The organism is Pseudomonas sp. RW407, from assembly GCF_003176655.1.
Taxonomy (GTDB): Bacteria; Pseudomonadota; Gammaproteobacteria; order Pseudomonadales; family Pseudomonadaceae; genus Pseudomonas; species Pseudomonas delhiensis.
Map to the genome: position 1 here is coordinate 616,536 of NZ_QGSL01000106.1, position 22,797 is coordinate 639,332.

A 22,797-nucleotide genomic window follows, 5' to 3' on the forward strand; every position below is an offset into this window, starting at 1 on the left:
CGCCACGATGAATGTCTTCTGGTTCCTCCCCACCCACGGCGACGGCCACTACCTGGGCACCAGCCAGGGCGCGCGCCCGGTCAGCCTCAACTACCTCAAGCAGATCGCCCAGGCCGCCGACGGCCTCGGCTACCACGGCGTGCTCATCCCCACCGGGCGTTCCTGCGAGGACTCCTGGGTGATCGCCTCGGCCCTGGCGCCGCTTACCGAGCGCCTGCGCTACCTGGTGGCGATCCGCCCGGGGATCATCTCGCCGACCGTTTCCGCGCGCATGGCCGCGACCCTCGACCGCCTCTCCGGCGGCCGCCTGCTGATCAACGTGGTGACCGGCGGCGACCCCGACGAGAACCGCGGCGACGGCATCCACCTCAGCCACGCCGAGCGCTACGAGGTCACCGACGAATTCCTGCGCATCTGGCGCCGGGTGCTGCAGGGCGAGTCGGTGGACTTCGCCGGCAAGCACATCCAGGTGGAGAACGCCAAGGCGCTCTACCCGCCGATCCAGAAGCCCTACCCGCCGCTGTACTTCGGCGGCTCCTCGGAAGCCGCCCACGAGCTGGCCGCAGAGCAGCTGGACGTATACCTGACCTGGGGCGAGCCGCCGGCCGCGGTGGCGGCGAAGATCGCCGACGTGCGCCAGCGCGCCGCCCGCCACGGGCGCGAAGTGAAGTTCGGCATCCGCCTGCACGTGATCGTCCGGCCCACCGAGGAAGAAGCCTGGAAGGCCGCCGACCAGCTCATCGAGCACATCTCCGACGACACCATCGCCGCCGCGCAGCAGTCGTTCTCGCGCTTCGACTCCGAAGGCCAGCGGCGCATGGCCGCACTGCACGGCGGGCGCCGCGACAGGCTGGTGGTGGCGCCGAACCTGTGGGCCGGCGTCGGCCTGGTGCGCGGCGGCGCCGGCACCGCGCTGGTGGGCAACCCGCAGCAGGTCGCCGAGCGCATCAAGGAATACGCGGACCTGGGCATCGACAGCTTCATCTTCTCCGGCTACCCGCACCTGGAAGAAGCCTACCGCTTCGCCGAGCTGGTCTTCCCGCTGCTGCCCGAGCCCTACGCCAGCCTGGCCGGCCACGGCCTGACCAACCTCACCGGGCCGTTCGGCGAAATGATCGCCAACGACGTCCTGCCCACTGCCCGGAAGCAGTCGGCATGAGCCGGCACGAGGAGCTGCCCGTGAATTCGTCCGCACAAGCCTCCGTCCTCAGCCCGCTGCAGCTGGCCCGCCAGCTGGCGGCGGACTTCGCCGAAAGCGCCGTGGAGCGCGACAAGCTCGGCGGCACCCCGAAGGCCGAGCGCGACGCCCTGCGCCGCAGCGGCCTGCTCGGGCTGGTCATCCCGCAACAGTACGGCGGCCTGGGCGCCAGCTGGAGCGAGGCCCTGGAAGTGACCCGCGAGTTCGCCCGCGTCGACAGTTCCGTGGCCCACGTGTTCGGCTTCCAGCACCTGATGCTGGCCACCGTGCGCCTGTTCGCCCGCCCCGAGCAGTGGCAGCCGTGGTTCGAGCAGACCGCGCGCAAGAACTGGTTCTGGGGCAACGCCCTCAACCCCCTGGACACCCGCACGGTGGTGAAGAAGCTCGACGGCTGGCGCGAGTTCTCCGGCAAGAAGAGCTTCTGCTCCGGCGCCAGCGACTCGGAAATGCTGATCGCCTCGGCGGTGGACGAAGGCAACGGCGGCAAGCTGCTGATCGCCGCCATCCCCAGCGGCCGCACCGGCATCACCCTGCACGGCGACTGGGACAACATGGGCCAGCGCCAGACCGATAGCGGCAGCGCCACCTTCGAACGGGTGCGCGTGGAAGAGTCCGAGCTGCTGCTCGACCCGGGCCCGCTGAGCACGCCCTTCGCCTGCCTGCGCCCGCTGATCGCCCAGCTGCTGTTCGCCAACCTGTTCCTCGGCGTGGCCGAGGGCGCCTTCGAGGAGGCGCGGCAGTACAGCCTCAAGGAAAGCCGCCCGTGGTTCCGCTCCAGCGCCCGCAGCGTCGGCGAGGACCCGTACGTGCTGCGCCACTACGGCGAGTTCTGGGTCGGCCTGGAAGGCGTGCGCCTGCTGGTGGAACGCGCCGCCGCGCAGCTGGACGAGGCCTGGCGCAAGGAACACGCCCTGGGCGCCGAGGAGCGCGCGCAGCTGGCGGTGGCCATCGCCACCGCCAAGGTCGCCGCCAGCCGCACCGGCCTGGACATCTGCAACCGCCTGTTCGAGGTCACCGGCGCCCGCGCCACCCACGCCTCGCTGCGCCTGGACCGCTTCTGGCGCAACCTGCGCACCCAGTCCCTGCACGACCCGCTGGACTACAAGCTCCACGAGCTGGGGGACTGGGCGCTCAACGGCACGCGGCCGACACCCACCTTCTACTCCTGAGGCAGAGACATGCAACTGCTGACGCTACCCCCCTCCCCCGCACTGGCCACCTCGATCCGGGCGACCGCACAGGTCTTCGAAGACCCGAAATCGCAGGCGCTGCTCGCCCATCTGCAACAGGTCGCCCCCAGCGAGGCCAGCGTCCTGATCATCGGCGAGACCGGCACGGGGAAGGAGCTGGTGGCGCGGCACATCCACAACCTCAGCGGGCGGCGCAACGGGCCCTTCGTCGCGGTGAACTGCGGGGCCTTCTCCGAGTCGCTGGTGGAGGCGGAACTGTTCGGCCATGAAAAGGGCGCCTTCACCGGCGCCCTGAGCGCCAAGGCCGGCTGGTTCGAGGAAGCCAACGGCGGCACCCTGTTCCTCGACGAGATCGGCGACCTGCCCATGGCCATCCAGGTCAAGCTGCTGCGCGTGCTGCAGGAGCGCGAGGTGGTGCGCCTGGGCTCGCGCAAGAGCATCCCGATCAACGTGCGGGTGCTGGCGGCCACCAACGTGCAGCTGGAACGGGCGATCAACGCCGGGCACTTCCGCGAGGACCTGTACTACCGCCTCAACGTCGTCACCCTGCAGTTGCACCCGCTGCGCGAACGCCCCGGCGACATCCTGCCGCTGACCCGCCATTTCATCCGCAGCTACAGCGAGCGCCTGGGCTACGGCCAGGTGCAGCTCAGCGCCGAGGCCGAGCGCAAGCTGGTCGGCTACGGCTGGCCGGGCAACATCCGCGAGCTGGAGAACGTCATCCACCACAGCCTGCTCACCTGCCGCGACGGCCTGGTGCGCGAGGACGACCTGCGCCTGTCCAACCTGCGCCTGGAACGCCAGGACGAGGCCCCGGCGGGGCACAGCGGCAGCCCGGCGGCCACTGGCGGCGAATCCGCCGAGGAACTGCTGCAGCGCGCCTTCCGCCGCCTGTTCGAGGAATCCGCCGGGGCGCTCTACGAGCGCGTCGAGGAAAGCCTGCTGCGCGCCGCCTACCGCTTCTGCCACCACAACCAGGTGCACACCGCCAACCTGCTCGGCCTGTCGCGCAACGTCACCCGCACGCGGCTGATCGCCATCGGCGAACTGGTGGTGAACAAGCGCCGCGGCCCGGAGCAGGAGCTGGACAACCGCGTGGTGCGGCTGTCCATCTGAGCCCCTTCAGGCGCCGCCCACCAGGCTGACGCGGTCGGCCAGCGTCCGCGCGCGCGCCACTATCCTTTCGCGTTCCGCCAGCGGCGCTACCACGCGCAGCCGCAGGCTGCCCAAGGAGCGGCCCTGGATGCGTTCCAGGCTGGCCTGCACCAGGTGCACCGCGAAGCCCAGTTCGCGGCCGATGGCGGCCGGCTCCGGCTCGCGGGCGCTGGCGCCGCTGTAGTGCAGGTCCAGCAGCAGGCCCTCGCCCGCCGCCTCGCCGTCGGCATCGTGGTGCAGGGTGCCGAGCAGGCTGCGCGTCACCTCGTGGCGCGGGTCGCCGAACACTTCCCAGACCTCGCCCTGCTCCACCACCTGGCCGCGCTCCAGCACCACCACGCGGTCGCAGAGGTCGCGGATCACTTCCATCTCGTGGGTGATGAGGACGATGGTCAGGTCCAGGCGGCGGTTGATGTCGCGCAGCAGCGCGAGGATGGACTGGGTGCTTTCCGGGTCCAGCGCCGAGGTGGCCTCGTCGCACAGCAGCAGGTCCGGCTGCAACACCAGCGCGCGGGCGATGCCGACGCGCTGCTTCTGCCCGCCGGACAGCTGCGCCGGGTAGGCGTCGCGCTTGTCCGCCAGGCCCACCAGCTGCAGCAGTTCGTCAACGCGCCGGGCGCGCTCGGCGCGCGGCACGCCGGCCAGCACCAGCGGCAGGGCGACGTTGTCGCCGACCGTGCGCGAGGCCATCAGGTTGAAGTGCTGGAAGATCATCCCGGTGCGCCGGCGCAACTGCGCCAGGCGCCCGTCGTCGAAGGCGCCGATGTCCTCGCCGTCGACCAGCACCTGGCCGGCGCTGGGCCGTTCCAGGCGGTTGAGCGAGCGCAGCAGCGAGGACTTGCCGGCGCCGCTGCGGCCGATGATGCCGAAGACCTCGCCACGGCGGATCTCCAGGTCGATGCCGTGCAGCGCCTGCACTTCCCGGCCGCCGGCCAGATAGTGCTTGGCCAGGCCCTGCAGGCGGATGTGGGTGGCAGCCGCCAGCGGCTGCGAATGCTTGAAGCTGACCATGGGTGCGTTCCTGCCGGGCGCGGCGCCCGTCCTGGGCGCCGCGCCGGGTCACATCAGAAGCCGGGGGCGATCTCGCCCTTGTAGCGGGTCAGGATGAAGTTGCGCACTTCCGGCGAGTTGAGCGCCTTGGCGAGCTTCTGGATGCCCGGGTCCTGGATGTTGTCCGGGCGCGCCACCAGGAACTCGATGTAGAGGTCCTTGCCCTTCTCGACGATCAGCGCGCTCTTGATGTCGATGCCGGCTTCCAGCGCGTAGTTGGCGAAGACGAAGGCCAGGTCGACCTGTTTCACCGAGCGCGCCAGCATGGCGCCTTCCAGCTCGCGGATCTTCAGGTGGTGCGGGTTGTCGACGATGTCGCGCTGGGTGGACTGCGGGTTCGCCGGGTCCTTCAGCTTGATCAGCCCGGCCTCGGCCAGCAGCACCAGGGCGCGGCCGGTGTTCACCGGGTCGTTGGGGATGGCTACGCTGGCGCCATCGGGCAGCTCGGCCAGGCTCTTGTACTTGGCCGAATAGGCGCCGAAGGGCTCGATGTGCACGCCGACCACCGGCACCAGGTTGGTGTGGCGGGTCTTGTTGAAGTCATCGAGGAACGGGCGGTACTGGTAGTAGTTGGCGTCGAGATTCTTCTTCGCCAGCTGCAGGTTGGGCTGGATGAAGTCGTTGAAGACCTTCACCTCCAGGTCCACGCCTTCCTTGGCCAGGGCCGGCTTGACGAACTCGAGGATTTCCGCGTGCGGCACCGGGGTGGCGCCCACCACCAGGTGTTCGTTGGCGTGGGCGTTGATGGCGATGACGGCAGCCAGGGCGGCCAGGACTTTCTTCATTGTGCTTGCTCCGATCAGTGGTTTCTTGGGATGGCCGTCGTGGGTGTGGACGTGGGCCTGCGGCGACGTTTCCCGGCCGCCGCGAGCGGGTGTTGGGTTCAGCGCCGGGTGTAGTGGCGCACCAGGCGGTCGCCGCTCATCTGCAGGGCCTGCACCAGCAGGATCAGCAGCAGCACGGTGACCACCATGACGTCGGTCTGGAAACGCTGGTAGCCGAAGCGGATGGCCAGGTCGCCCAGGCCGCCGCCGCCGACCACCCCGGCCATGGCCGTGTAGTCGACCAGCACGATGGCGGTCACGGTGATGGCCGCGATCAGCCCGGTGCGCGCTTCCGGCAGCAGGGTGTGGAAGACGATCTGGCGGGTGCTCGCACCCATGGCCTGCACCGCTTCCACCAGGCCGCGGTCCACTTCGCGCAGCGAGCTTTCCACCAGCCGCGCGAAGAACGGCGTGCAGCCCACCACCAGCGGCGGGATGGCGCCGCGCACGCCCAGCGAGGTGCCGGTGAGCAGCTCGGTGGCCGGGATCAGCACGATCAGCAGGATGATGAACGGCATCGAGCGCAGCACGTTGGCCACCACCGAGAGGGTGCGGTACAGGCGCGGCGAGTCGAGCAGCTGGCGCTGGCCGGTGAGGTACAGCAGCACGCCCAGCGGCAGCCCCAGCAGCACGGTGCAGCCCAGGGCCGCGCCGAGCATGCTGAGGGTGTCCAGGCAGGCCTGGGCGATCTCGCTCCAGTCGACGTTGGCCAGCCATTCGTTCATCGCCGGACCTCCTCGCGCAGGGTGGCGACCGGGTGCGGCGCGGCCAGGCGGTCGCCGGCGCCGAACAGCTTGTGGCGCAGGGTGCCTTCGGCGTAGTCGCGCTTGAACAGGCCGCGGGCCTGCAGCTCCGGCACCAGCAGGTCGACCACCGCCTCGAAGGTTTCCGGCATCACCACGCCGGCCAGGTTGAAGCCGTCGACGTCGGTTTCTTCCACCCATTCCTGCAACTGGTCGGCCACGGTCTGCGGCGAGCCGACCAGCACCGGCCCGTCGCCGCCGATGGCGCAGTAGTCGGCGATCTCGGCGGTGGTCCAGGTGCGCGTCGGGTCGGCGCGGGTGAAGGCTTCCACCGCCGACTGGATGGCATCGCTGGGCACTTCGCGCAACACCTGGCCGGGGGCGTATTCGGCGAAGTCGATACCGGTCCAGCCGGACATCAGGGTCAGCGCGCCGGTGGCGCTGGCGTACTCGCGGTACTCGGCCAGGCGCGCCAGGGCCTCGGCGTCGGTCGGCGCGACTATCACCGTGAGCTGTTCGAGCACCAGCACGTCGGCCGGGTCGCGCCCGGCGGCGCGCACCGCCTCGCGCAGGTCGGCCACCTGCTTCTTCAGCACCGCCTTGCTCGGCGCGGCGACGAACACGCACTCGGCGTTGGCCGCGGCGAAGGCCCGGCCGCGGCTGGAGGCGCCGGCCTGGTAGAGCACCGGGGTGCGCTGCGGCGAGGGCTCGCAGAGGTGGAAGCCGGGCACCTGGAAGTACTCGCCAGCATGGTGGATACCGTGGACCTTGCCCGGCTCGGCGTAGACACCGCTGTCGCGGTCGGCGACCACGGCGTCGTCCTCCCAGCTGGTCTCCCACAGCTTGTAGCAGACCTGCAGGTATTCCTCGGCCAGGGCGTAGCGCTGGTCGTGGGACAGCTGGCGCTGCTGGCCGAGGTTGCGCGCGCCACTGGCCAGGTACGAGGTGACGATGTTCCAGCCGGCGCGGCCGCCGGTCAGGTGGTCGAGGGTGGACATGCGCCGGGCGAAGGGGAACGGGTGCTCGAAGGACACCGAGGCGGTCACGCCGAAGCCCAGGTGGCGGGTGGCCGCGGCCATCGCCGGGACCAGTTGCAGCGGGTCGTTCACCGGCACCTGGGCGCCGGTGCTGAGCGCGGCGTCGGCGTTGCCGCCATAGACGTCGTACACGCCCAGCACGTCGGCGATGAACAGGCCGTCGAGCTTGCCGCGCTCCAGGGTCCTGGCCAGTTCGATCCAGTAGTGGATGTCGGTGTAGCGCCGCGCCTGGTCGCGCGGGTGGCGCCAGAGGCCGGGCGACAGGTGCCCGACGGTGTTCATGGCGAAGGCGTTGAGGCGGATCTGCTTGCTCATCGCGCGCCCTCAGTTCCAGTCGTGGCGCGGCGGGCGCTTGCCGTTGAGCAGCCAGTTGCCGACCAGGTGATACTTCCAGCGCACCGGGTCGTGCAGGGTGTGCACGCGGGCGTTGCGCCAGTGGCGGTCGAGGTTGTGCTTGCGCAGGGTGGAGCGGGTGCCACCCAGCTCGAACAGCTTGTTGCTGGCCTCGATGGCGATCTCGGTGGTCAGCACCTTGGCCCGCGCCACCGCCAGCGAGGCGGCGGCCACCTTGTCCTCGTCGGGCTCGGCCTTGCCGGCGTCGAGCACCCGGCCGGCGCGCTCCAGCAGGGCTTCGGCGGCCTCCAGGCGGATGTCCAGGCCGCCGACCTGGATGATGGTCAGCGGGTCCTCGCTGGCCTTGTCCACACCTGCGTCGATCCACGGGCGCGCCTGCTCGCGGACGAAGGCGATGGTGTCGCGCAGCGCCGCGCGGGCGATGCCGGCGTCGATGGCGGCGGTGGTGATCTGGGCGAAGGGCCCGGCCAGGGTCGGGCTTTCGTAGGAGCGGTAGCTGGGGAACAGGTTGAAGGCCGGCACGCGCAGGCCTTCGAGCAGCACGCTGCCGCTGGAGGTGGTGCGCTGGCCGATGCTGTCCCAGTCGTCGATCACCGCCAGCCCGGCGCTTTCGCGGGGCACGAAGGCCAGTTGCGCGCGGTCCTGCTCGTCCAGCGCCAGCACGCCCAGCCAGTGCGCGTAGAGCGAGCCGGTGCAGTAGCCCTTGCGGCCGTCGATGCGGTAGCCGTCGCCTTCGGCGACCAGGCGGGTGCGGATGTCCTGGACGTTCTTGCCGCCGGTTTCCGACAGCGCGTTGGCGAAGCGGTGGCCTTCCAGCACCAGGCCGAAGAAGTAGCGCTTCTGCTCCTCGGTGCCCTGCAGGCGGATGTCTTCCAGCAGGCAGTAGTGGTTCTGCGGAATCTGCCCCAGCGACGGGTCGGCCGCCGAGACGATGGCGATCACCTGGGCCAGGGTGGCGTGGGAGACCTCCGCGCCGCCGTACTCGCGCGGCACGGTGATGCCCCACAGGCCGCTGTTGGAGAAGGCGTCGACGACCTCCGCCGGCACCCGGCGGTCGAGGTCGCGCCCGGAGGCGCCGGCCAGCAGCAGCTCGGCGACCTCGTGGGCGACGCGGATGGCCTCGGCGTCGTCGCGGATCACGCGCGCGGCGGGGCGGTTGAGGGGGTAGGCAGCAGAAACGGACATGGTCTTCCTCGTGGCGAACAGTGGCCCGTGTGGGGCCGGGACCTCCCGGCAGCGGGCCCTGCTCTGTCCGAGCACAATCCATGCCTGAATTTTTTATCTTAAATATCAATTAGTTGAGATTTATCGGCGACAAACGAGTGGCCGGCCGGACACTGCCTGTTGAAGCACTGTCCGGCAGCCAACAGTTGTTCCCCGGGCAACAGCCCCGCCGAAGCATGGGACGGACAGCCGGGCGACGGAAATGTGCCGCCGCGCCCTGCAAGCGCCAAAGCACCGACTAGACTTGAAACTCCCGGCCCGCGCATTTCCAAGGAGGCCACCGTGCGTACCTGTTTCGTACTGCTCCTCGCGGCCGGCCTGGTCGGCTGCGCGGCGGATGTGAAGCGCGCCGACGCGCTCTCCCCCATCAGCACCTATGCCGACACCCGCAACCGCCTGCTGGTGAACTTCCAGGGCGACCCCGGCGTGACCGCCACGCCGGGCTGGACGCGGCTGACCGGCGCCTGGCGGCGCATGCTGCAGGACGACGCGGCGTCGTCCGACTACCAGCTGGGCGAGCAGACCGGCGCGGTGGCGACCACCAGCGTGCCGGCGACGCTGCTGGTGGTGGAAGTCGACCGCCTGCGCCAGGAGGCCGACGGCGACGGCCTGGGCAAGGGCAGCCTGCGCGTCAACGTGCGCTTCACCGACGGCCCCAGCGGCCGGCTGATGGGCTCGCGCCGCTACGAGAGCGACATCGCCGAACCCACCTCGCTGGAAGGCCAGCTCAAGGACATTTCCAAGGCCATCATCGAGGAAGTCGAAGGCGCCCAGCGCATCGCCAAGCGCGACCCGCTACCGGAGTCCCCGACGCCGGCCAGCGCGCCGGCCGAGCAACCGGCCCGGCCCGCGCCGGCACCGGCGCCCGGCCAGTCGGTGGCCAGCCGCGACGCGGCGGCCAAGCCGGTGGTGGCGGTGGAGAACCAGGAACGCCAGTTGCAGAAGCTGCAGCGCAGCAACCTGCCGTTCGACCAGTACCAGAACGAATACCGGCGCATCACCGCGCAGTGAGCGCCGGCGCGCCTCAGTCGTCGTGCCAGTGGGCGCCGTCGTCCTCGTCGTCCCAGTCGTCCTGATCGTCCTGATCGTCCTCCGGCTCGTCGCGCAGGCCGGTGGCGTCGTGCTCGAAGTCCTCCGGGGCGTCGTCATCCCACTCGTGGTCGAGCAGGTGCTCGTGCTCCGGCTCGGGGAGGTCGATGTCGTCGTCGTGCATGGTGCGGTCTCGGCAGGCGGGGTGCAGCGGAGCCCCCATGCTACGGCCTCGCAGGGCCCGCGCAAAGCCTCGGTGGTCGCGCGGCACGGCGCATTTGGCTATAAGTCAGAAGGAAGGCGATGACGTTTTCCTATCGGGGCGATGCCGTTTCCAGCATTGTGCGCAACGCCCCGCTTGCCGATCCTGTGGCCACTCGGGGCAGGTGCCCCCGCACAACAGTAGAAGGACATCCAGCATGAAGACCGTCGCACAGCTCCTCCACGCCAAGCAGAGCCAGCAGGTGCACACCATAGGCCCGCACGAGATGGTGCTCGACGCCCTGCGGGTGATGGCGGTGAAGAACGTCGGCGCCCTGCCGGTGGTGGACAACGGCCAGGTGGTGGGCGTGGTCAGCGAACGCGACTACGCGCGCAAGATGATCCTCCAGGGCCGCTCCTCGGTGGGCACCCCGGTCAGCGCCATCATGAGCTCGCCAGTGGTCACGGTGGACTCGCAGCAGAACATCGACACCTGCATGAGCATCATGACCGAGCGCCACCTGCGCCACCTGCCGGTGGTGGAGAACGGCCAGCTGGTGGGCCTGTTGTCCATCGGCGACCTGGTCAAGGAAGCCATCGCCGAGCAGGCCGCGCTGATCCAGCAGCTGGAGCAGTACATCCGCGGCGAACAGTGAGCCGCCGGGGGCGCGGCGGACGGCGCCATGACAGGGGCGCGGATGGGGCATTAGAATTTGATTAACATCCGCGACCCGAACAAGTAGAACCCATGGAAAACCGCACCGCCCGCCTGACCGTCCTGATCGACCCGATGAAGAAGAAGGCCTTCGAGGAACTCTGCGCCAGCCAGGACCTGACCCCCTCCCAGGTGGTTCGCCAGCTGATCCGGGACTACCTGGAGAGCCACGGGGTGAGCTACGCCACGCAGCCGAAGGTGGGCGGGCAGGATTGAGGCCAGCCCGCACAATCGCCCATGCAGGAGCGCGCCCTGCGCGCGAATCGCGGGCAAGGCCCGCTTACGACCGTGCTTCCCGGTAACGTAGGCATTCGGGGCAAGAGCACCCTCTCCCCAGCCCTCTCCCGCAAGCGGGAGAGGGGGCTGTCCTCTGCAGGGGGAAGGGCCGGAGTCAACCTCACACCTTCGCAATAGATAGACTGTGCGTAGGGCGCATAACCGTTCGCGGTTATCCGCCATTGCCCGTGCCGCCGGGGCGCCCGGCGTGGCCGATACCAATCGCGGACGGAGTCCGCTCCTACATCACCGGTTGGCAGCGCTTTTCGTAGGAGCGAGCTTGCTCGCGAACCGCATGGCACCGCGTTTGTTCGCGAGCAAGCTCGCTCCTACGAAGAGCATCTCGGCGCAGGCTGCAAGACAGTTGCTCCTACGGTTCCAGGAAGCAGGGGCGTAGGAGCGGACTCCGTCCGCGATTGGATTCACCGGCCACGCCGGACGCCCCGGTGGCACGGCCAACGGCGGATAACCGCGAACGGTTATTCGCCCTACGAGTTTGCCGGCTGACTCTGCGTTATCCGACAGCTCGGGACAGCCCCCTCTCCCTTCAGGGAGAGGGTTGGGGAGAGGGGACGGACTTCGCTCTGGCACTTCTGCCAACCCTGACTCCGCTCCCCCTCCCTAACCCTCCCCCGCAAGCGGGAGAGGGGACCGTTCGGTGTGGCGCGAAACCACGAAGCTCCCGGGTTCCCACGTAGGGCGCATAACGCCTACGGCGTTATCCGCCGAATCGCGGACAAGGTCCGCGCCTACGGTTCCAGGAAGCACGGGCGTAGGAGCGGACTCCGTCCGCGATTGCCCCCCGCCACACAAAACCCTCCGGTGGCACAGCCCTCCCCCGGCTAGATGTTGTACTCCGGCGGCGGCGCCGGCAGTTGCGCCAGCAGCTCGTGCAGCCCCGCCGACCACTGCTTGCGGATGCTCGCGTAGTAGGCGTCCTCCTCCGTCACCCGGTAGCCCGCCGGGACGATCAGGCTGTCGCGGTGGTACACCAGCAGGTCCAGCGGCATGCCCACCGAGAGGTTGCTGCGGATGGTCGAGTCGAAGGACACCAGCGCGCAGCGCAGGCCTTCGGCCAGGCTGGTGGTGAATTCCAGGTTGCGGTCGAGGATCGGCTTGCCGTACTTGCTCTCGCCCAGCTGCAGGAAGGGCGTGTCTTCCGTGGCCTGGATGAAGTTGCCCTGGGGGTAGATGCTGTACAGCTCCGGCGGGCCGCCGGCGATCTGCCCGCCGACCAGGAAGGAGCAGCTCAGGTCGGTGTTGCCGGCCAGGGGCGCGGCGTCGCGGGCCACCACCTCGCGCACGGTGGCGGCCACCAGGGCGGTGGCCTCGTAGAGGGTGGGCACGCTGTGCAGGTTGGCCTGGGCGGCGTCGCCCAGGCGTTGCTTCAGCAGGTTCACCACCGACTGCGAGGTGGCCAGGTTGCCGGCGCTCTGCAGCACGATCAGGCGCTCGCCGGGCACGCCGAAGGTGAACAGCTTGCGAAAGGTGGCGATGTGGTCGATGCCGGCGTTGGTCCGCGAGTCCGAGGCGAACACCAGGCCCTCGTCCAGGCACATGGCTACGCAATAGGTCATGGGATGGCCTTCTTCTGGGGTGCCCGGGGAATACTAGACCACCGGGCGCCTTCGCCCTGCCCCGTCGGGCTCACTGCTGGCCGCGCAACAGCGGCGCCACCACCACCCGCGCGTGCATCTGCTCGCCCAGGCCGCTGCCGCGGCGCATGCCGCGCACCGGGCAGGCGTCCAGGTAGTCCAGGCCCACCGCCAGCTTCAGGTGGCGCTCCGGGCGCGCCAGTTCGTTGGTCACGTCGAAGCTGTACCAGGCATCGTCCAGCCAGGCCTCGGCCCAGGCGTGGTTGGCCAGGTCCTGGTCGCTGCCGCGGTACAGGTAGCCGGAGACGAAGCGCGCCGGGATGCCCAGGCTGCGCGCGCAGGCGAGGAAGGCATGGGTGTGGTCCTGGCAGACCCCGGCGCCACCGGCGAAGGCCTCGGCGGCGGTGCTTTCCACCCCGGTGGAGCCCGGCTGGAACGGCATCTGCGCGTGCAGGGCGTGCATCAGCCTGATCAGCGCCGCGCGGTCGCGGGCCTCGCCGCACTGCGCCAGGGCGAAGGCGCGCAGGGCGTCGTCGGGGGTGGTCAGGCGGGTGTGACGCAGGAACGGCAGCGGCGACTGGGCGTCGTGCTCGGCCTCGCGGCTCTCGTCGATCTCCACCAGGCCGCGGGCGCGGATCACCACGGCCTCGTGGGGTTCGTCGATGCTCAGCACGTGCAGCACGTTGCCGTAGGGGTCGCGCTGGGCGCGGGCCGGGCGCGGCAGCGTGAGCTCCCAGCTGAGCACGTGCTGGCGCTCGCTTTCCTGGGGCGTCAGGCGCAGGTACTGGATGCTGGCGCGCACCGGGTCGTCGTAGCGGTAGGTGGTGTCGTGGCTGATGGCGAGTTTCATACGGCCTCCAGATAGGAACTGTGGATTGCCCGGGCCAGTTGGCGGACCAGCAGGATGAAGTCGGTGAGCCAGGCGTGCAGGCCGTCGCCGAGGATCTCGTCGATCGCCGTGTAGCGCAGGCGCGCGGCCAGCTCGGCGGCCAGGCGCTGCGCCGGCCGGCCGTTGTCGCCGGGCAGGGTGGATAGGATGCCGTCCAGTTCCTCCACGCAGGCTTGCAGGGAACGGGGCACCTCGGCACGCAGGAGCAGCAGTTCGGACACGTGGCGGGCATCGGGCGAGCCACGGTAGATCTCGTTGTAGGCTTCGAAGGACGACAGGGCGCGCAGCAGCGCGCTCCACTGGTAGTAGCCGCGCGCCGAGGTGTCGCTGACCTCCTCGGCCTCCTCGCCGAGCAGCTCGTAGCGGGCGTCGAGCAGGCGCAGGGTGTTGTCGGCGCGTTCGATGAAGGTGCCCAGGCGGATGAAGCTGGAGGCCTCGCCGCGCATGATGGTGCCGTAGGTGGCGCCGCGGAACAGGTACGAGCGCTCCTTCACCCATTCGCAGAAGCGGCTGATGCCGTAGCGGCCCAGGCCCTGCTGGGCGATGCTGCGCATCTCCAGCCAGGTGGCGTTGATGTTCTCCCAGATGTCCGCGGTGATCCGCCCGCGCACCGCGTGGGCGTTGCCGCGGGCGGCCTGCAGGCAGCGGTAGATGCTCGCCGGGTTGTCGGCGTCGAGGGCGAAGAAGTGCAGCATGCGCTCGGGCTGCATCTTCCCGTGGCGTTCCAGGTAGTCGTCCATGGTGCCGGTGATCAGCAGCGGCATGGCCAGCTCGTCGGCGCCGCCGCCGCGGTCGTCCGGCGGCATCAGCGACAGCGAGTAGCTCACGTCGAGCATGCGCGCGAGGTTCTCCGCGCGCTCCAGGTAGCGGGACATCCAGTACAGGTCGGCTGCGGTACGGCTCAGCATCTCAGTCCTCCACCACCCAGGTGTCCTTGGTACCGCCACCCTGTGACGAATTGACGACCAGCGAGCCCTCGCGCAGCGCCACGCGGGTCAGCCCGCCGGGCACCAGGCGCGTCTCGCGGCCGGACAGCACGAAGGGCCGCAGGTCGATGTGCCGCGGGGCGATGCCGCTGTCGACGTAGGTCGGACAGGTCGACAGGCACAGCGTCGGCTGGGCGATGTAGGCGTGCGGGCGGGCCTTGATGCGTTCGCGGAAGGCCTCGATCTCCTGGTTGCTGGCCGCGGGGCCCACCAGCATGCCGTAGCCGCCGGAGCCCTGGGTTTCCTTGACCACCAGTTCCGGCAGGTGCGCCAGCACGTGGGACAGGTCCTGGGGCTTGCGGCACTGCCAGGTGGGTACGTTCTTCAGGATGGGTTCCTCGGACAGGTAGAAGCGCACCATGTCGCCGACGTAGGGGTAGATCGACTTGTCGTCGGCCACCCCGGTGCCGATGGCGTTGGCCAGCACCACGTTGCCGGCGCGGTAGGCCGCCAGCAGGCCGGGCACGCCGAGCATCGACTCGGGGTTGAAGGCCAGGGGGTCGAGGAAGGCGTCGTCCAGGCGCCGGTAGATCACGTCCACCGGGCGCGGGCCGGCGGTGGTGCGCATGTACACGCGCTCGTCGCGGACGAACAGGTCGGCGCCCTCCACCAGCTCCACGCCCATCTCGCGGGCCAGGAAGGCGTGCTCGAAGTAGGCGCTGTTGAAGCGCCCCGGGGTCAGCACCACCACGCTGGGGTTGTCCAGCGGGCTGGAGCTGCGCAGAGTCTCCAGCAGCAGGTTCGGGTAGTGGTCGATGGGGGCGATGCGCTGCGCGGCGAACAGCTCGGGGAACAGCCGCATCATCATCTTGCGGTCCTCGAGCATGTAGCTCACGCCGCTGGGGGTGCGCAGGTTGTCCTCCAGCACGTAGTAGCTGCCGTCGGCGTCGCGCACCAGGTCGACGCCGGCGATATGGGCGTAGAGGTCGCGGTGCAGGTCCAGGCCCTGCATGGCGATCTGGTAGCCCTCGTTGGTCAGCACCTGCTCCGCCGGGACCACCCCGGCCTTGATGATGCGCTGCTCGTGGTAGAGATCGGCGAGGAACATATTCAGCGCCCGCACCCGCTGGATGCAGCCGCGCTCCACCACGCGCCATTCGCTCATGGGAATGCTGCGCGGGATGGTGTCGAACGGGATCAGGCGCTCGGTGCCCTGCTCGTCGCCATAGAGGGTGAAGGTGATGCCGGCGCGGTGGAACAGCAGGTCGGCCTCGCGCCGGCGCTGCTCCAGTGTCTCCGGCGGTGCCGCCGCCAGCCAGCGGGCGAATTCGCGGTAGTGCGCCCGGCACTGGCCATTCGCGTCATACATCTCATCGTAGAAAGTGCGGGACATGCCGAACTCCTTGTCGCCACCAGTACTCTTGCCATCGCAAGCCCCGTGCCATCGAAACAAAGCCTTTTGCTTCAATGACTTGCAAAACACGCCCAGCCCTGGTGCGCCAACTTGGTGCAGCCGGCGCGGGCAACGGGCCGGCACCGCCCCGTTTGGCGCCAACCGGGTCAGTCTAGGCCAGCGGCGGCAACCGGCCCGCCGGACTTGGGCCTATGCTTAGCCGGAACGGCGGCCGTGGGCTTGTAGCCCCTGCAGGGCGCGACTAGGCTGCCAGAGATATCGATCTGCCATGACATGATGCTGTCGCCCAGGTGCCCCGCCCGCGGTGCGGTACGGCCGCAGAGGCTCCTACCCCCTTACAGGAGTCCGACCATGCCTTCCCCGAAATTCGCCCCCCTGGCCTTCGCCGGCGTCTGCGCCCTGGCCAGCGCCGCCTCGCAGGCCGCCCAGAGCGGCGCGCCCGAGGGCGCCCTCGACATCATCGCCTGGCCCGGCTACATCGAGCGCGGTGAGAGCGACAAGAACTACGACTGGGTGACGCCCTTCGAGAAGGAGACCGGCTGCAAGGTCAACGTGAAGACCGCCGCCACCTCCGACGAGATGGTCAGCCTGATGGCCAAGGGCGGCTACGACCTGGTCACCGCCTCCGGCGACGCCTCGCTGCGCCTGGTCTACGGCAAGCGCGTGCAGCCGATCGACGTCAGCCGGATCCCCAACTGGAAGAACGTCGACCCACGCCTGCAGGACGCGCCCTGGCACACCGTCGCCGGCAAGCACTACGGCACGCCCTACCAGTGGGGGCCCAACGTGCTGATGTACAGCACCAAGGTCTTCCCCAAGGCGCCGGAAAGCTGGAGCGTGGTGTTCAAGGAACAGCAGTTGCCCGACGGCAAGAGCAACAAGGGCCGCGTGCAGGCCTACGACGGGCCCATCTACATCGCCGACGCCGCGCTCTACCTCAAGGCCACCGAACCCTCCCTGGGCATCCAGGACCCGTACCAGCTCACCGAGGACCAGTACGCCGCGGTGCTCAAGCTGCTGCGCGCCCAGCACGCGCTGATCCACCGCTACTGGCACGACGCGACCGTGCAGATGAGCGACTTCAAGAACGAGGGCGTGGCCGCCTCCGGCTCCTGGCCCTACCAGGTCAACGCCCTGCAGGGCGAGAAGCAGCCGATCGCCTCGACCATCCCCGCCGAGGGCGTCACCGGCTGGGCCGACACCACCATGCTGCACGTCGACGCCAAGCACCCGAACTGCGCCTACAAGTGGCTGAACTGGTCGCTGGAGCCCAAGGTGCAGGGCGACGTCGCCGCCTGGTTCGGCTCGGTGCCGGCGGTGCCGGCCGGCTGCAAGGAAAGCCAGCTGCTCGGCGCCCAGGGCTGCGCCACCAACGGCTACGACCAGTTCGAGCGCATCGCCTTCTGGAAGACGCCGCAGGCCGAGGGCGGGAAGTACGTGCCCTATAGCCGCTGGACGCAGGATTACATCGCGATCATGGGCGGCAGGTAGCGCTCCGGCTTTTCGTAGCAGCGAGCTTGCTCGCGAACGGGGTTTGCCGGTGGCTTCGGCGCCAGGATCAAGAGCACCCTCTCCCCGCCACGATCAAACATCCAGGAACGTAGGGCGAATAACCGTTCGCGGTTATCCGCCGCCTGGCCACGGTTACCGGCCCACTCGGGTTCGACCCTGGGTGTAACGGCGTACAACCGCGAACGGTTGTACGCCCTACATCTGGATCCAGCCCGGCGCTCCCCCATGCACTACCCTGTTAGAGCACACCAGCCACGCGGGTAGCGCCATGACCACAGCCGTCCAGTTCACCGAGGTGAGCCGCCACTACGGCGAGGTGAAAGCCGTCGACCGGGTGTCCATCGAGATCCGCGATGGCGAGTTCTTCTCCATGCTCGGTCCCTCGGGCTCGGGCAAGACCACCTGCCTGCGGCTGATCGCCGGGTTCGAGCAGCCCTCCTCCGGCTCCATCCGCATCCATGGCCAGGAAGCCGCCGGGCTGCCGCCCTACGAGCGCGACGTGAACACGGTGTTCCAGGACTACGCGCTGTTCCCGCACATGAACGTGCTGGACAACGTCGCCTATGGGCTGAAGGTCAAGGGCGTGGCCAAGGCCGAGCGTCTCCAGCGTGCCGAAGAGGCCTTGAACATGGTCGCCCTGGCCAACTACGGCAGCCGCAAGCCGGCGCAGCTGTCCGGCGGCCAGCGCCAGCGCGTGGCCCTAGCCCGGGCCCTGGTGAACCGCCCGCGCGTGCTGCTGCTGGACGAGCCCCTGGGCGCGCTGGACCTGAAGCTGCGCGAGCAGATGCAGAGCGAGCTGAAGAAGCTGCAGCGCCAGTTGGGCATCACCTTCATCTTCGTCACCCACGACCAGGGCGAAGCGCTGTCCATGTCCGACCGCGTGGCGGTGTTCAACAAGGGCCGCATCGAGCAGGTGGACACCCCGCGCAACCTCTACATGAAGCCGGCCACGCCCTTCGTCGCCGAGTTCGTCGGCACCTCCAACGTGCTGCGCGGCGACCTCGCCCGGCAGCTCACCGGCAACGCCCAGCCGTTCTCCATCCGCCCCGAGCACATCCGCTTCGCCAGCGGCGAGCGCGCGGCCTGCGACCTGGAGATCAGCGGCCTGCTGCACGACATCCAGTACCAGGGCGCCGCCACCCGCTACGAGATCCGCCTGGACAACGGCCAGAACCTCTGCCTGAGCCAGGCCAACAGCCAGTGGGACGCCGCCGCCGTCGCCCACCAGCCGGGGCAGCGCGTGACCGCGCGCTGGGCGCGCGAGGCCATGGTGGCGCTGAACGAGGGCGCCTGAGATGGAACTGACGATGAACGCGCCGGCGCCTACGGCCGGCAACGGCCCGCTACGGCGCCTGTCCAACCTGCTGTACCGCAAGCCGACGCTGTACCTCTCGCTGCTGCTGGTACCGCCGCTGCTGTGGTTCGGCGCGATCTACCTGGGTTCGCTGCTGACCCTGATGTGGCAGGGCTTCTACACCTTCGACGACTTCACCATGACGGTGACGCCGGACCTGACCTGGGCCAACTTCGCCGCCCTGTTCACCCCAGCCAACTTCGACATCATCCAGCGCACAGTGCTGATGGCGGTGGCCGTGTCCATTGCCAGCGGCGTGGTGGCCTTCCCCATCGCCTACTACATGGCGCGCTACACCAGCGGCAAGACCAAGGCGTTCTTCTACATCGCGGTGATGATGCCGATGTGGGCCAGCTACATCGTCAAGGCCTATGCCTGGACCCTGCTGCTGGCCAAGGGCGGCGTGGCGATGTGGTTCGTGCACCACCTCGGCCTGCAATGGCTGCTGGACCTGCTGATGGACGTTCCCGGCGTGGGCGGCAACACCCTGTCCACCTCGCACCTGGGGCGCTTCCTGGTGTTCGTCTACATCTGGCTGCCGTTCATGATCCTGCCGATCCAGGCCTCCCTGGAGCGCCTGCCGCCGTCGCTGCTGCAGGCCTCGGCGGACCTCGGTGCGCACCCGCGGCAGACCTTCGCGCAGGTGATCCTGCCGCTGTCGATCCCGGGCATCGCCGCCGGCTCGATCTTCACCTTCAGCCTGACCCTGGGCGACTTCATCGTGCCGCAGCTGGTGGGCCCGCCGGGCTACTTCATCGGCAGCATGGTCTACGCCCAGCAGGGCGCGATCGGCAACATGCCGATGGCCGCCGCCTTCACCCTGGTGCCCATCGTGCTGATCGCCCTGTACCTGTCCATCGTCAAACGCCTGGGGGCCTTCGATGCACTCTGACAAAGCTTCCTGGGGCCTGAAAGCGGCCGCCTGGGGCGGGCTGGTGTTCCTGCACTTCCCGATCCTGATCATCTTCCTGTACGCCTTCAACACCGAGGACGCCGCGTTCAGCTTCCCGCCGCAGGGCTTCACCCTGCACTGGTTCAGCGTCGCCTTCGCCCGCCAGGACGTGCTGGAGTCGATCACCCTGTCGCTGAAGATCGCCTGCGTCGCCACCCTGATCGCCATGCTCCTGGGCACCCTGGCCGCGGCCGCGCTGTACCGCCGCGACTTCTTCGGCAAGGAAGGCATCTCGCTGATGCTGATCCTGCCCATCGCCCTGCCCGGCATCATCACCGGCATCGCGCTGCTGTCGGCGTTCAAGACCCTCGGCATCGAGCCGGGCTTCCTGACCATCGTCATCGGCCACGCGACCTTCTGCGTGGTGATCGTCTACAACAACGTGATCGCGCGCTTCCGCCGCACCTCCCACAGCCTCATCGAAGCCTCGATGGACCTGGGCGCCGACGGCTGGCAGACCTTCCGCCACGTGATCCTGCCGAACCTCGGCTCGGCCCTGCTGGCCGGCGGCATGCTGGCCTTCGCGCTGTCCTTCGACGAGATCATCGTCACCACCTTCACCGCCGGCCACGAGCGCACCCTGCCGATCTGGCTGCTCAACCAGCTGACGCGCCCGCGCGACGTCCCGGTGACCAACGTGGTGGCCATGCTGGTGATGCTGGTGACCATGCTGCCGATCCTTGGCGCCTACTACCTGACCAAGGGTGGCGAGGGTGTGGCGGGGAGTGGCAAGTGACACCGTGCCGTGCGGCCCTCTCCCTAACCCTCTCCCTTCGGAGCGGGGCGCGTAGCCAGGGCGGGGGGAGAGGGAAAAGCCCCCGCTCCGAAACAACAGACCCCCTCAGGACTGCCGTAAACGGCGGCCCCATAAAAGAAACCCCAACGAATACCTGCAAGCTCCTGACCAAGAGGACTTAAAGAATGCAAACCAAACTGCTGATCAACGGCCAACTGGTCGCTGGCGAAGGCGAGAAGCTCGCCGTACTCAACCCGTCCCTGGGCACCCCCCTGGTGGAGATCGCCGAGGCCTCGCCGGCCCAGGTCAACGCCGCGGTGGAAGCCGCCGACGCCGCCTTCGACAGCTGGTCGCAGACCGCACCGAAGGACCGCTCGCTGCTGCTGCTGAAACTGGCCGACGCCATCGACGCCAACGCCGAGGAGCTGGCCCGCCTGGAATCCAGCAACTGCGGCAAGCCCTACAGCGCGGCGCTGAACGACGAACTGCCGGCCATCGCCGACGTGTTCCGCTTCTTCGCCGGCGCCAGCCGCGTGCTGCAGGGTTCGGCCGCGGGCGAGTACCTGCCCGGCCACACCTCGATGATCCGCCGCGACCCGGTGGGCGTGGTGGCCTCGATCGCGCCCTGGAACTACCCGCTGATGATGGCCGCCTGGAAGCTGGGCCCGGCCCTGGCCGCCGGCAACACCGTGGTGCTCAAGCCCTCCGAGCAGACGCCGCTGACCGCCCTGCGCCTGGCCGAGCTGATCGCCGAAATCTTCCCCGCTGGCGTGGTCAACATGGTCTTCGGCCGCGGCCCGAGCGTCGGCGAGCCGCTGACCACCCACCCGAAGGTGCGCATGGTCTCGCTGACCGGCTCGGTGGCCACCGGCAGCCGCATCATCGCCGGCACCGCCGATACCGTTAAGCGCATGCACATGGAACTGGGCGGCAAGGCCCCGGTGATCATCTTCGACGACGCCGACATCGACGCCGCCGTGGAAGGCATCCGCACCTTCGGCTTCTACAACGCCGGGCAGGACTGCACCGCCGCCTGCCGCATCTACGCGCAGAAGGGCGTGTACGCCAGGTTCGTGCAGAAGCTGGGCGAAGCCGTCGGCAGCATCCGCTACGGCGAGCAGGACGACCCGGACACCGAGCTCGGCCCGCTGATCACCGAGCAACACCTGCAGCGCGTCGAAGGCTTCGTCGAGCGCGCCCGCCAGGTGCCGCACATCCAGGTGGTCACCGGCGGCAAGCGCGCCGACCGCCCCGGCTTCTTCTTCGAGCCGACCGTGCTGGCCGGCGCCCGCCAGGACGACGAAGTGGTGCGCCGCGAGATATTCGGCCCGGTGGTCTCGGTCACCGAGTTCGACGACGAGGCGCAGGCCCTGGCCTGGGCCAACGACTCCGACTACGGCCTGGCAAGCTCGGTGTGGACCCGCGACGTCGGCCGCGCCCACCGCCTGGCGGCCCGCCTGCAGTACGGCTGCACCTGGGTCAACACTCACTTCATGCTGGTCAGCGAAATGCCACACGGCGGCGTGAAGCATTCCGGCTACGGCAAGGACATGTCCATGTACGGGCTGGAGGACTACACCGCCGTCCGCCATGTGATGTTCAAGCACTGAGGCAAGTCGCTGGGCCCTCGCGTTCGCGGGGGCCCAGCGCCTCGGGCCACCCGGCCCACAACCCCGCGGGCGCGCCCGCAACGGAGGCAAGCATGCGTCACCTCGTCAGAGCGTTCTACCTGCTGTCGCTGTTCACCCTCGCCGGCCTGGCCCAGGCCGCGGAGAGCCCTAAACAGATAGTCGACGCCTACATGGCCGCGTGGAACGCCCACGACGCCGAGAAGGCCGCCGGCTACCTGGCCAAGGACGCGGAGTACTTCGACGTCACCGTCGGCACCCCGCAGAAGGGCCGCGAGGCCGCGCGCGACAACGTCATCAAGGTCTTCGTCGGCGCCGTGCCGGACCTGAAGTGGAAGATGAACGGCACGCCCATCGTCAGCAAGGACGGCATCGCCTTCCAGTGGACCTTCAGCGGCACCAACACCGGCGCCTGGGACGCCCAGACCCCGGCGACCAACAAGCCGCTGTCGTTCGATGGCGTGAGCTATGTGAAGGTCAAGGATGGCAAGATCGTGTACCAGGGGGACTATTACGACGCCCTGGGGTTGCATAAGCAGTTGGGGTGGTGAGGTTGGCCTGGGGCTGGAAGGTTTGCGCTGGCCCCACCAACCCTCTCCCCCCGCCCTCTCCCTGAAGGGAGAGGGAGCTGTCCGTGCCCACGGGAAGAATGGTGCTCACCGGCAACGCCGGCTTGCCGGCTAACTTCAAAACCGCGCTTCACGCCATACAGCCCCCTCTCCCTTCAGGGAGAGGGTTGGGGAGAGGGAAAGAAGCCCACCCAATGCACGACAGCCACCGGAAAGCACCCCTCGC

General features: G+C 69.1%; 22 protein-coding genes. 12 read left to right on the forward strand and 10 right to left on the reverse strand.

What is annotated here, in order from left to right:
• Positions 1 to 7: 7 nt before the first annotated feature.
• Genes ssuD through DK254_RS19640 form a run of 3 tightly spaced genes read left to right on the forward strand, consistent with a single transcriptional unit; the run spans position 8 to position 3,504 of the window.
• Positions 8 to 1,159: an FMNH2-dependent alkanesulfonate monooxygenase gene (ssuD, locus tag DK254_RS19630; protein WP_109935110.1), complete on the forward strand. Its 1,152-nt coding sequence runs from the start codon at positions 8 to 10 to the stop codon at positions 1,157 to 1,159.
• Positions 1,156 to 2,367 (forward strand): acyl-CoA dehydrogenase family protein, encoded by a 1,212-nt coding sequence (locus DK254_RS19635; RefSeq protein ID WP_109935111.1) that lies wholly within the window; start codon positions 1,156 to 1,158, stop codon positions 2,365 to 2,367. Before ssuD ends, DK254_RS19635 begins: the two co-directional genes overlap by 4 nt.
• A gap of 9 nt (positions 2,368 to 2,376) precedes the next feature.
• A complete protein-coding gene (locus tag DK254_RS19640; protein WP_109935112.1) occupies positions 2,377 to 3,504 on the forward strand; it encodes a sigma-54-dependent Fis family transcriptional regulator in 1,128 nt (375 codons plus the stop codon).
• Between the two features lie 6 nt (positions 3,505 to 3,510).
• On the opposite strand, the gene DK254_RS19645 is transcribed toward DK254_RS19640, so the two are convergent.
• The 5 genes from DK254_RS19645 to DK254_RS19665 all read right to left on the reverse strand — a co-directional run bounded on the left by DK254_RS19645 (position 3,511) and on the right by DK254_RS19665 (position 8,736).
• The gene (locus DK254_RS19645) at positions 3,511 to 4,554 is read right to left on the reverse strand and encodes a methionine ABC transporter ATP-binding protein (protein WP_109935113.1); all 1,044 of its coding nucleotides are present in this window, start codon (positions 4,552 to 4,554) and stop codon (positions 3,511 to 3,513) included.
• A gap of 53 nt (positions 4,555 to 4,607) precedes the next feature.
• The gene (locus DK254_RS19650) at positions 4,608 to 5,378 is read right to left on the reverse strand and encodes a MetQ/NlpA family ABC transporter substrate-binding protein (RefSeq protein WP_109935114.1); all 771 of its coding nucleotides are present in this window, start codon (positions 5,376 to 5,378) and stop codon (positions 4,608 to 4,610) included.
• A gap of 98 nt (positions 5,379 to 5,476) precedes the next feature.
• Complete coding sequence (locus DK254_RS19655; protein ID WP_109935115.1) at positions 5,477 to 6,142, reverse strand: methionine ABC transporter permease; 666 nt, start codon at positions 6,140 to 6,142, stop codon at positions 5,477 to 5,479.
• Entirely contained in the window at positions 6,139 to 7,512 is a 1,374-nt protein-coding gene (locus DK254_RS19660; protein WP_109935116.1) for an LLM class flavin-dependent oxidoreductase, read from the reverse strand. Before DK254_RS19660 ends, DK254_RS19655 begins: the two co-directional genes overlap by 4 nt.
• Positions 7,513 to 7,521: 9 nt before the next feature.
• A complete protein-coding gene (locus tag DK254_RS19665; RefSeq protein ID WP_109935117.1) occupies positions 7,522 to 8,736 on the reverse strand; it encodes an SfnB family sulfur acquisition oxidoreductase in 1,215 nt (404 codons plus the stop codon).
• Positions 8,737 to 9,057: 321 nt separating this feature from the next.
• Between DK254_RS19665 and DK254_RS19670 the strand changes: the two genes are divergently transcribed.
• Positions 9,058 to 9,786, forward strand: coding sequence for a hypothetical protein (locus tag DK254_RS19670; RefSeq protein WP_109935118.1), 729 nt, complete (start codon positions 9,058 to 9,060; stop codon positions 9,784 to 9,786).
• 13 nt (positions 9,787 to 9,799) lie between these two features.
• On the opposite strand, the gene DK254_RS19675 is transcribed toward DK254_RS19670, so the two are convergent.
• The gene (locus DK254_RS19675) at positions 9,800 to 9,988 is read right to left on the reverse strand and encodes a hypothetical protein (protein ID WP_109935119.1); all 189 of its coding nucleotides are present in this window, start codon (positions 9,986 to 9,988) and stop codon (positions 9,800 to 9,802) included.
• Between the two features lie 235 nt (positions 9,989 to 10,223).
• Here DK254_RS19675 and DK254_RS19680 point away from each other — a divergent pair, with 235 nt between their 5' ends.
• A complete protein-coding gene (locus DK254_RS19680) occupies positions 10,224 to 10,661 on the forward strand; it encodes a CBS domain-containing protein (protein ID WP_109935120.1) in 438 nt (145 codons plus the stop codon).
• Positions 10,662 to 10,753: 92 nt separating this feature from the next.
• Positions 10,754 to 10,936 carry a ribbon-helix-helix protein, CopG family gene (locus DK254_RS19685; protein WP_109935121.1) on the forward strand — a complete coding sequence of 61 codons (183 nt, stop codon included), beginning with the start codon at positions 10,754 to 10,756 and terminating at the stop codon, positions 10,934 to 10,936.
• Positions 10,937 to 11,838: 902 nt separating this feature from the next.
• On the opposite strand, the gene DK254_RS19690 is transcribed toward DK254_RS19685, so the two are convergent.
• The 4 genes from DK254_RS19690 to DK254_RS19705 all read right to left on the reverse strand — a co-directional run bounded on the left by DK254_RS19690 (position 11,839) and on the right by DK254_RS19705 (position 15,799).
• Positions 11,839 to 12,573, reverse strand: coding sequence for a proteasome-type protease (locus DK254_RS19690; protein ID WP_109935122.1), 735 nt, complete (start codon positions 12,571 to 12,573; stop codon positions 11,839 to 11,841).
• A 70-nt stretch (positions 12,574 to 12,643) separates the two neighbouring features.
• Entirely contained in the window at positions 12,644 to 13,441 is a 798-nt protein-coding gene (locus tag DK254_RS19695) for a transglutaminase family protein (protein WP_109935123.1), read from the reverse strand.
• The gene (locus tag DK254_RS19700; RefSeq protein WP_089391910.1) at positions 13,438 to 14,388 is read right to left on the reverse strand and encodes an alpha-E domain-containing protein; all 951 of its coding nucleotides are present in this window, start codon (positions 14,386 to 14,388) and stop codon (positions 13,438 to 13,440) included. The genes DK254_RS19695 and DK254_RS19700 overlap by 4 nt, the downstream gene beginning before the upstream one ends.
• Position 14,389: 1 nt before the next feature.
• On the reverse strand, positions 14,390 to 15,799 hold the full coding sequence (locus DK254_RS19705) for a circularly permuted type 2 ATP-grasp protein (RefSeq protein ID WP_109935124.1): 1,410 nt from the start codon (positions 15,797 to 15,799) through the stop codon (positions 14,390 to 14,392).
• A gap of 372 nt (positions 15,800 to 16,171) precedes the next feature.
• Between DK254_RS19705 and ydcS the strand changes: the two genes are divergently transcribed.
• From ydcS to DK254_RS19735, 6 genes are all read left to right on the forward strand, one after another.
• Entirely contained in the window at positions 16,172 to 17,311 is a 1,140-nt protein-coding gene (gene ydcS, locus DK254_RS19710) for a putative ABC transporter substrate-binding protein YdcS (protein ID WP_109935125.1), read from the forward strand.
• A gap of 289 nt (positions 17,312 to 17,600) precedes the next feature.
• Positions 17,601 to 18,626 (forward strand): ABC transporter ATP-binding protein, encoded by a 1,026-nt coding sequence (locus tag DK254_RS19715; RefSeq protein ID WP_109935126.1) that lies wholly within the window; start codon positions 17,601 to 17,603, stop codon positions 18,624 to 18,626.
• 1 nt (position 18,627) lies between these two features.
• Positions 18,628 to 19,578, forward strand: coding sequence for an ABC transporter permease (locus DK254_RS19720; RefSeq protein ID WP_371921166.1), 951 nt, complete (start codon positions 18,628 to 18,630; stop codon positions 19,576 to 19,578).
• Positions 19,568 to 20,374, forward strand: coding sequence for an ABC transporter permease (locus tag DK254_RS19725; protein ID WP_089391494.1), 807 nt, complete (start codon positions 19,568 to 19,570; stop codon positions 20,372 to 20,374). Before DK254_RS19720 ends, DK254_RS19725 begins: the two co-directional genes overlap by 11 nt.
• 185 nt (positions 20,375 to 20,559) lie before the next feature.
• Positions 20,560 to 21,984: a gamma-aminobutyraldehyde dehydrogenase gene (locus DK254_RS19730; RefSeq protein ID WP_109935127.1), complete on the forward strand. Its 1,425-nt coding sequence runs from the start codon at positions 20,560 to 20,562 to the stop codon at positions 21,982 to 21,984.
• A gap of 92 nt (positions 21,985 to 22,076) precedes the next feature.
• A complete protein-coding gene (locus tag DK254_RS19735; protein WP_109935128.1) occupies positions 22,077 to 22,553 on the forward strand; it encodes an ester cyclase in 477 nt (158 codons plus the stop codon).
• The last annotated feature ends 244 nt before the right edge of the window (positions 22,554 to 22,797 follow it).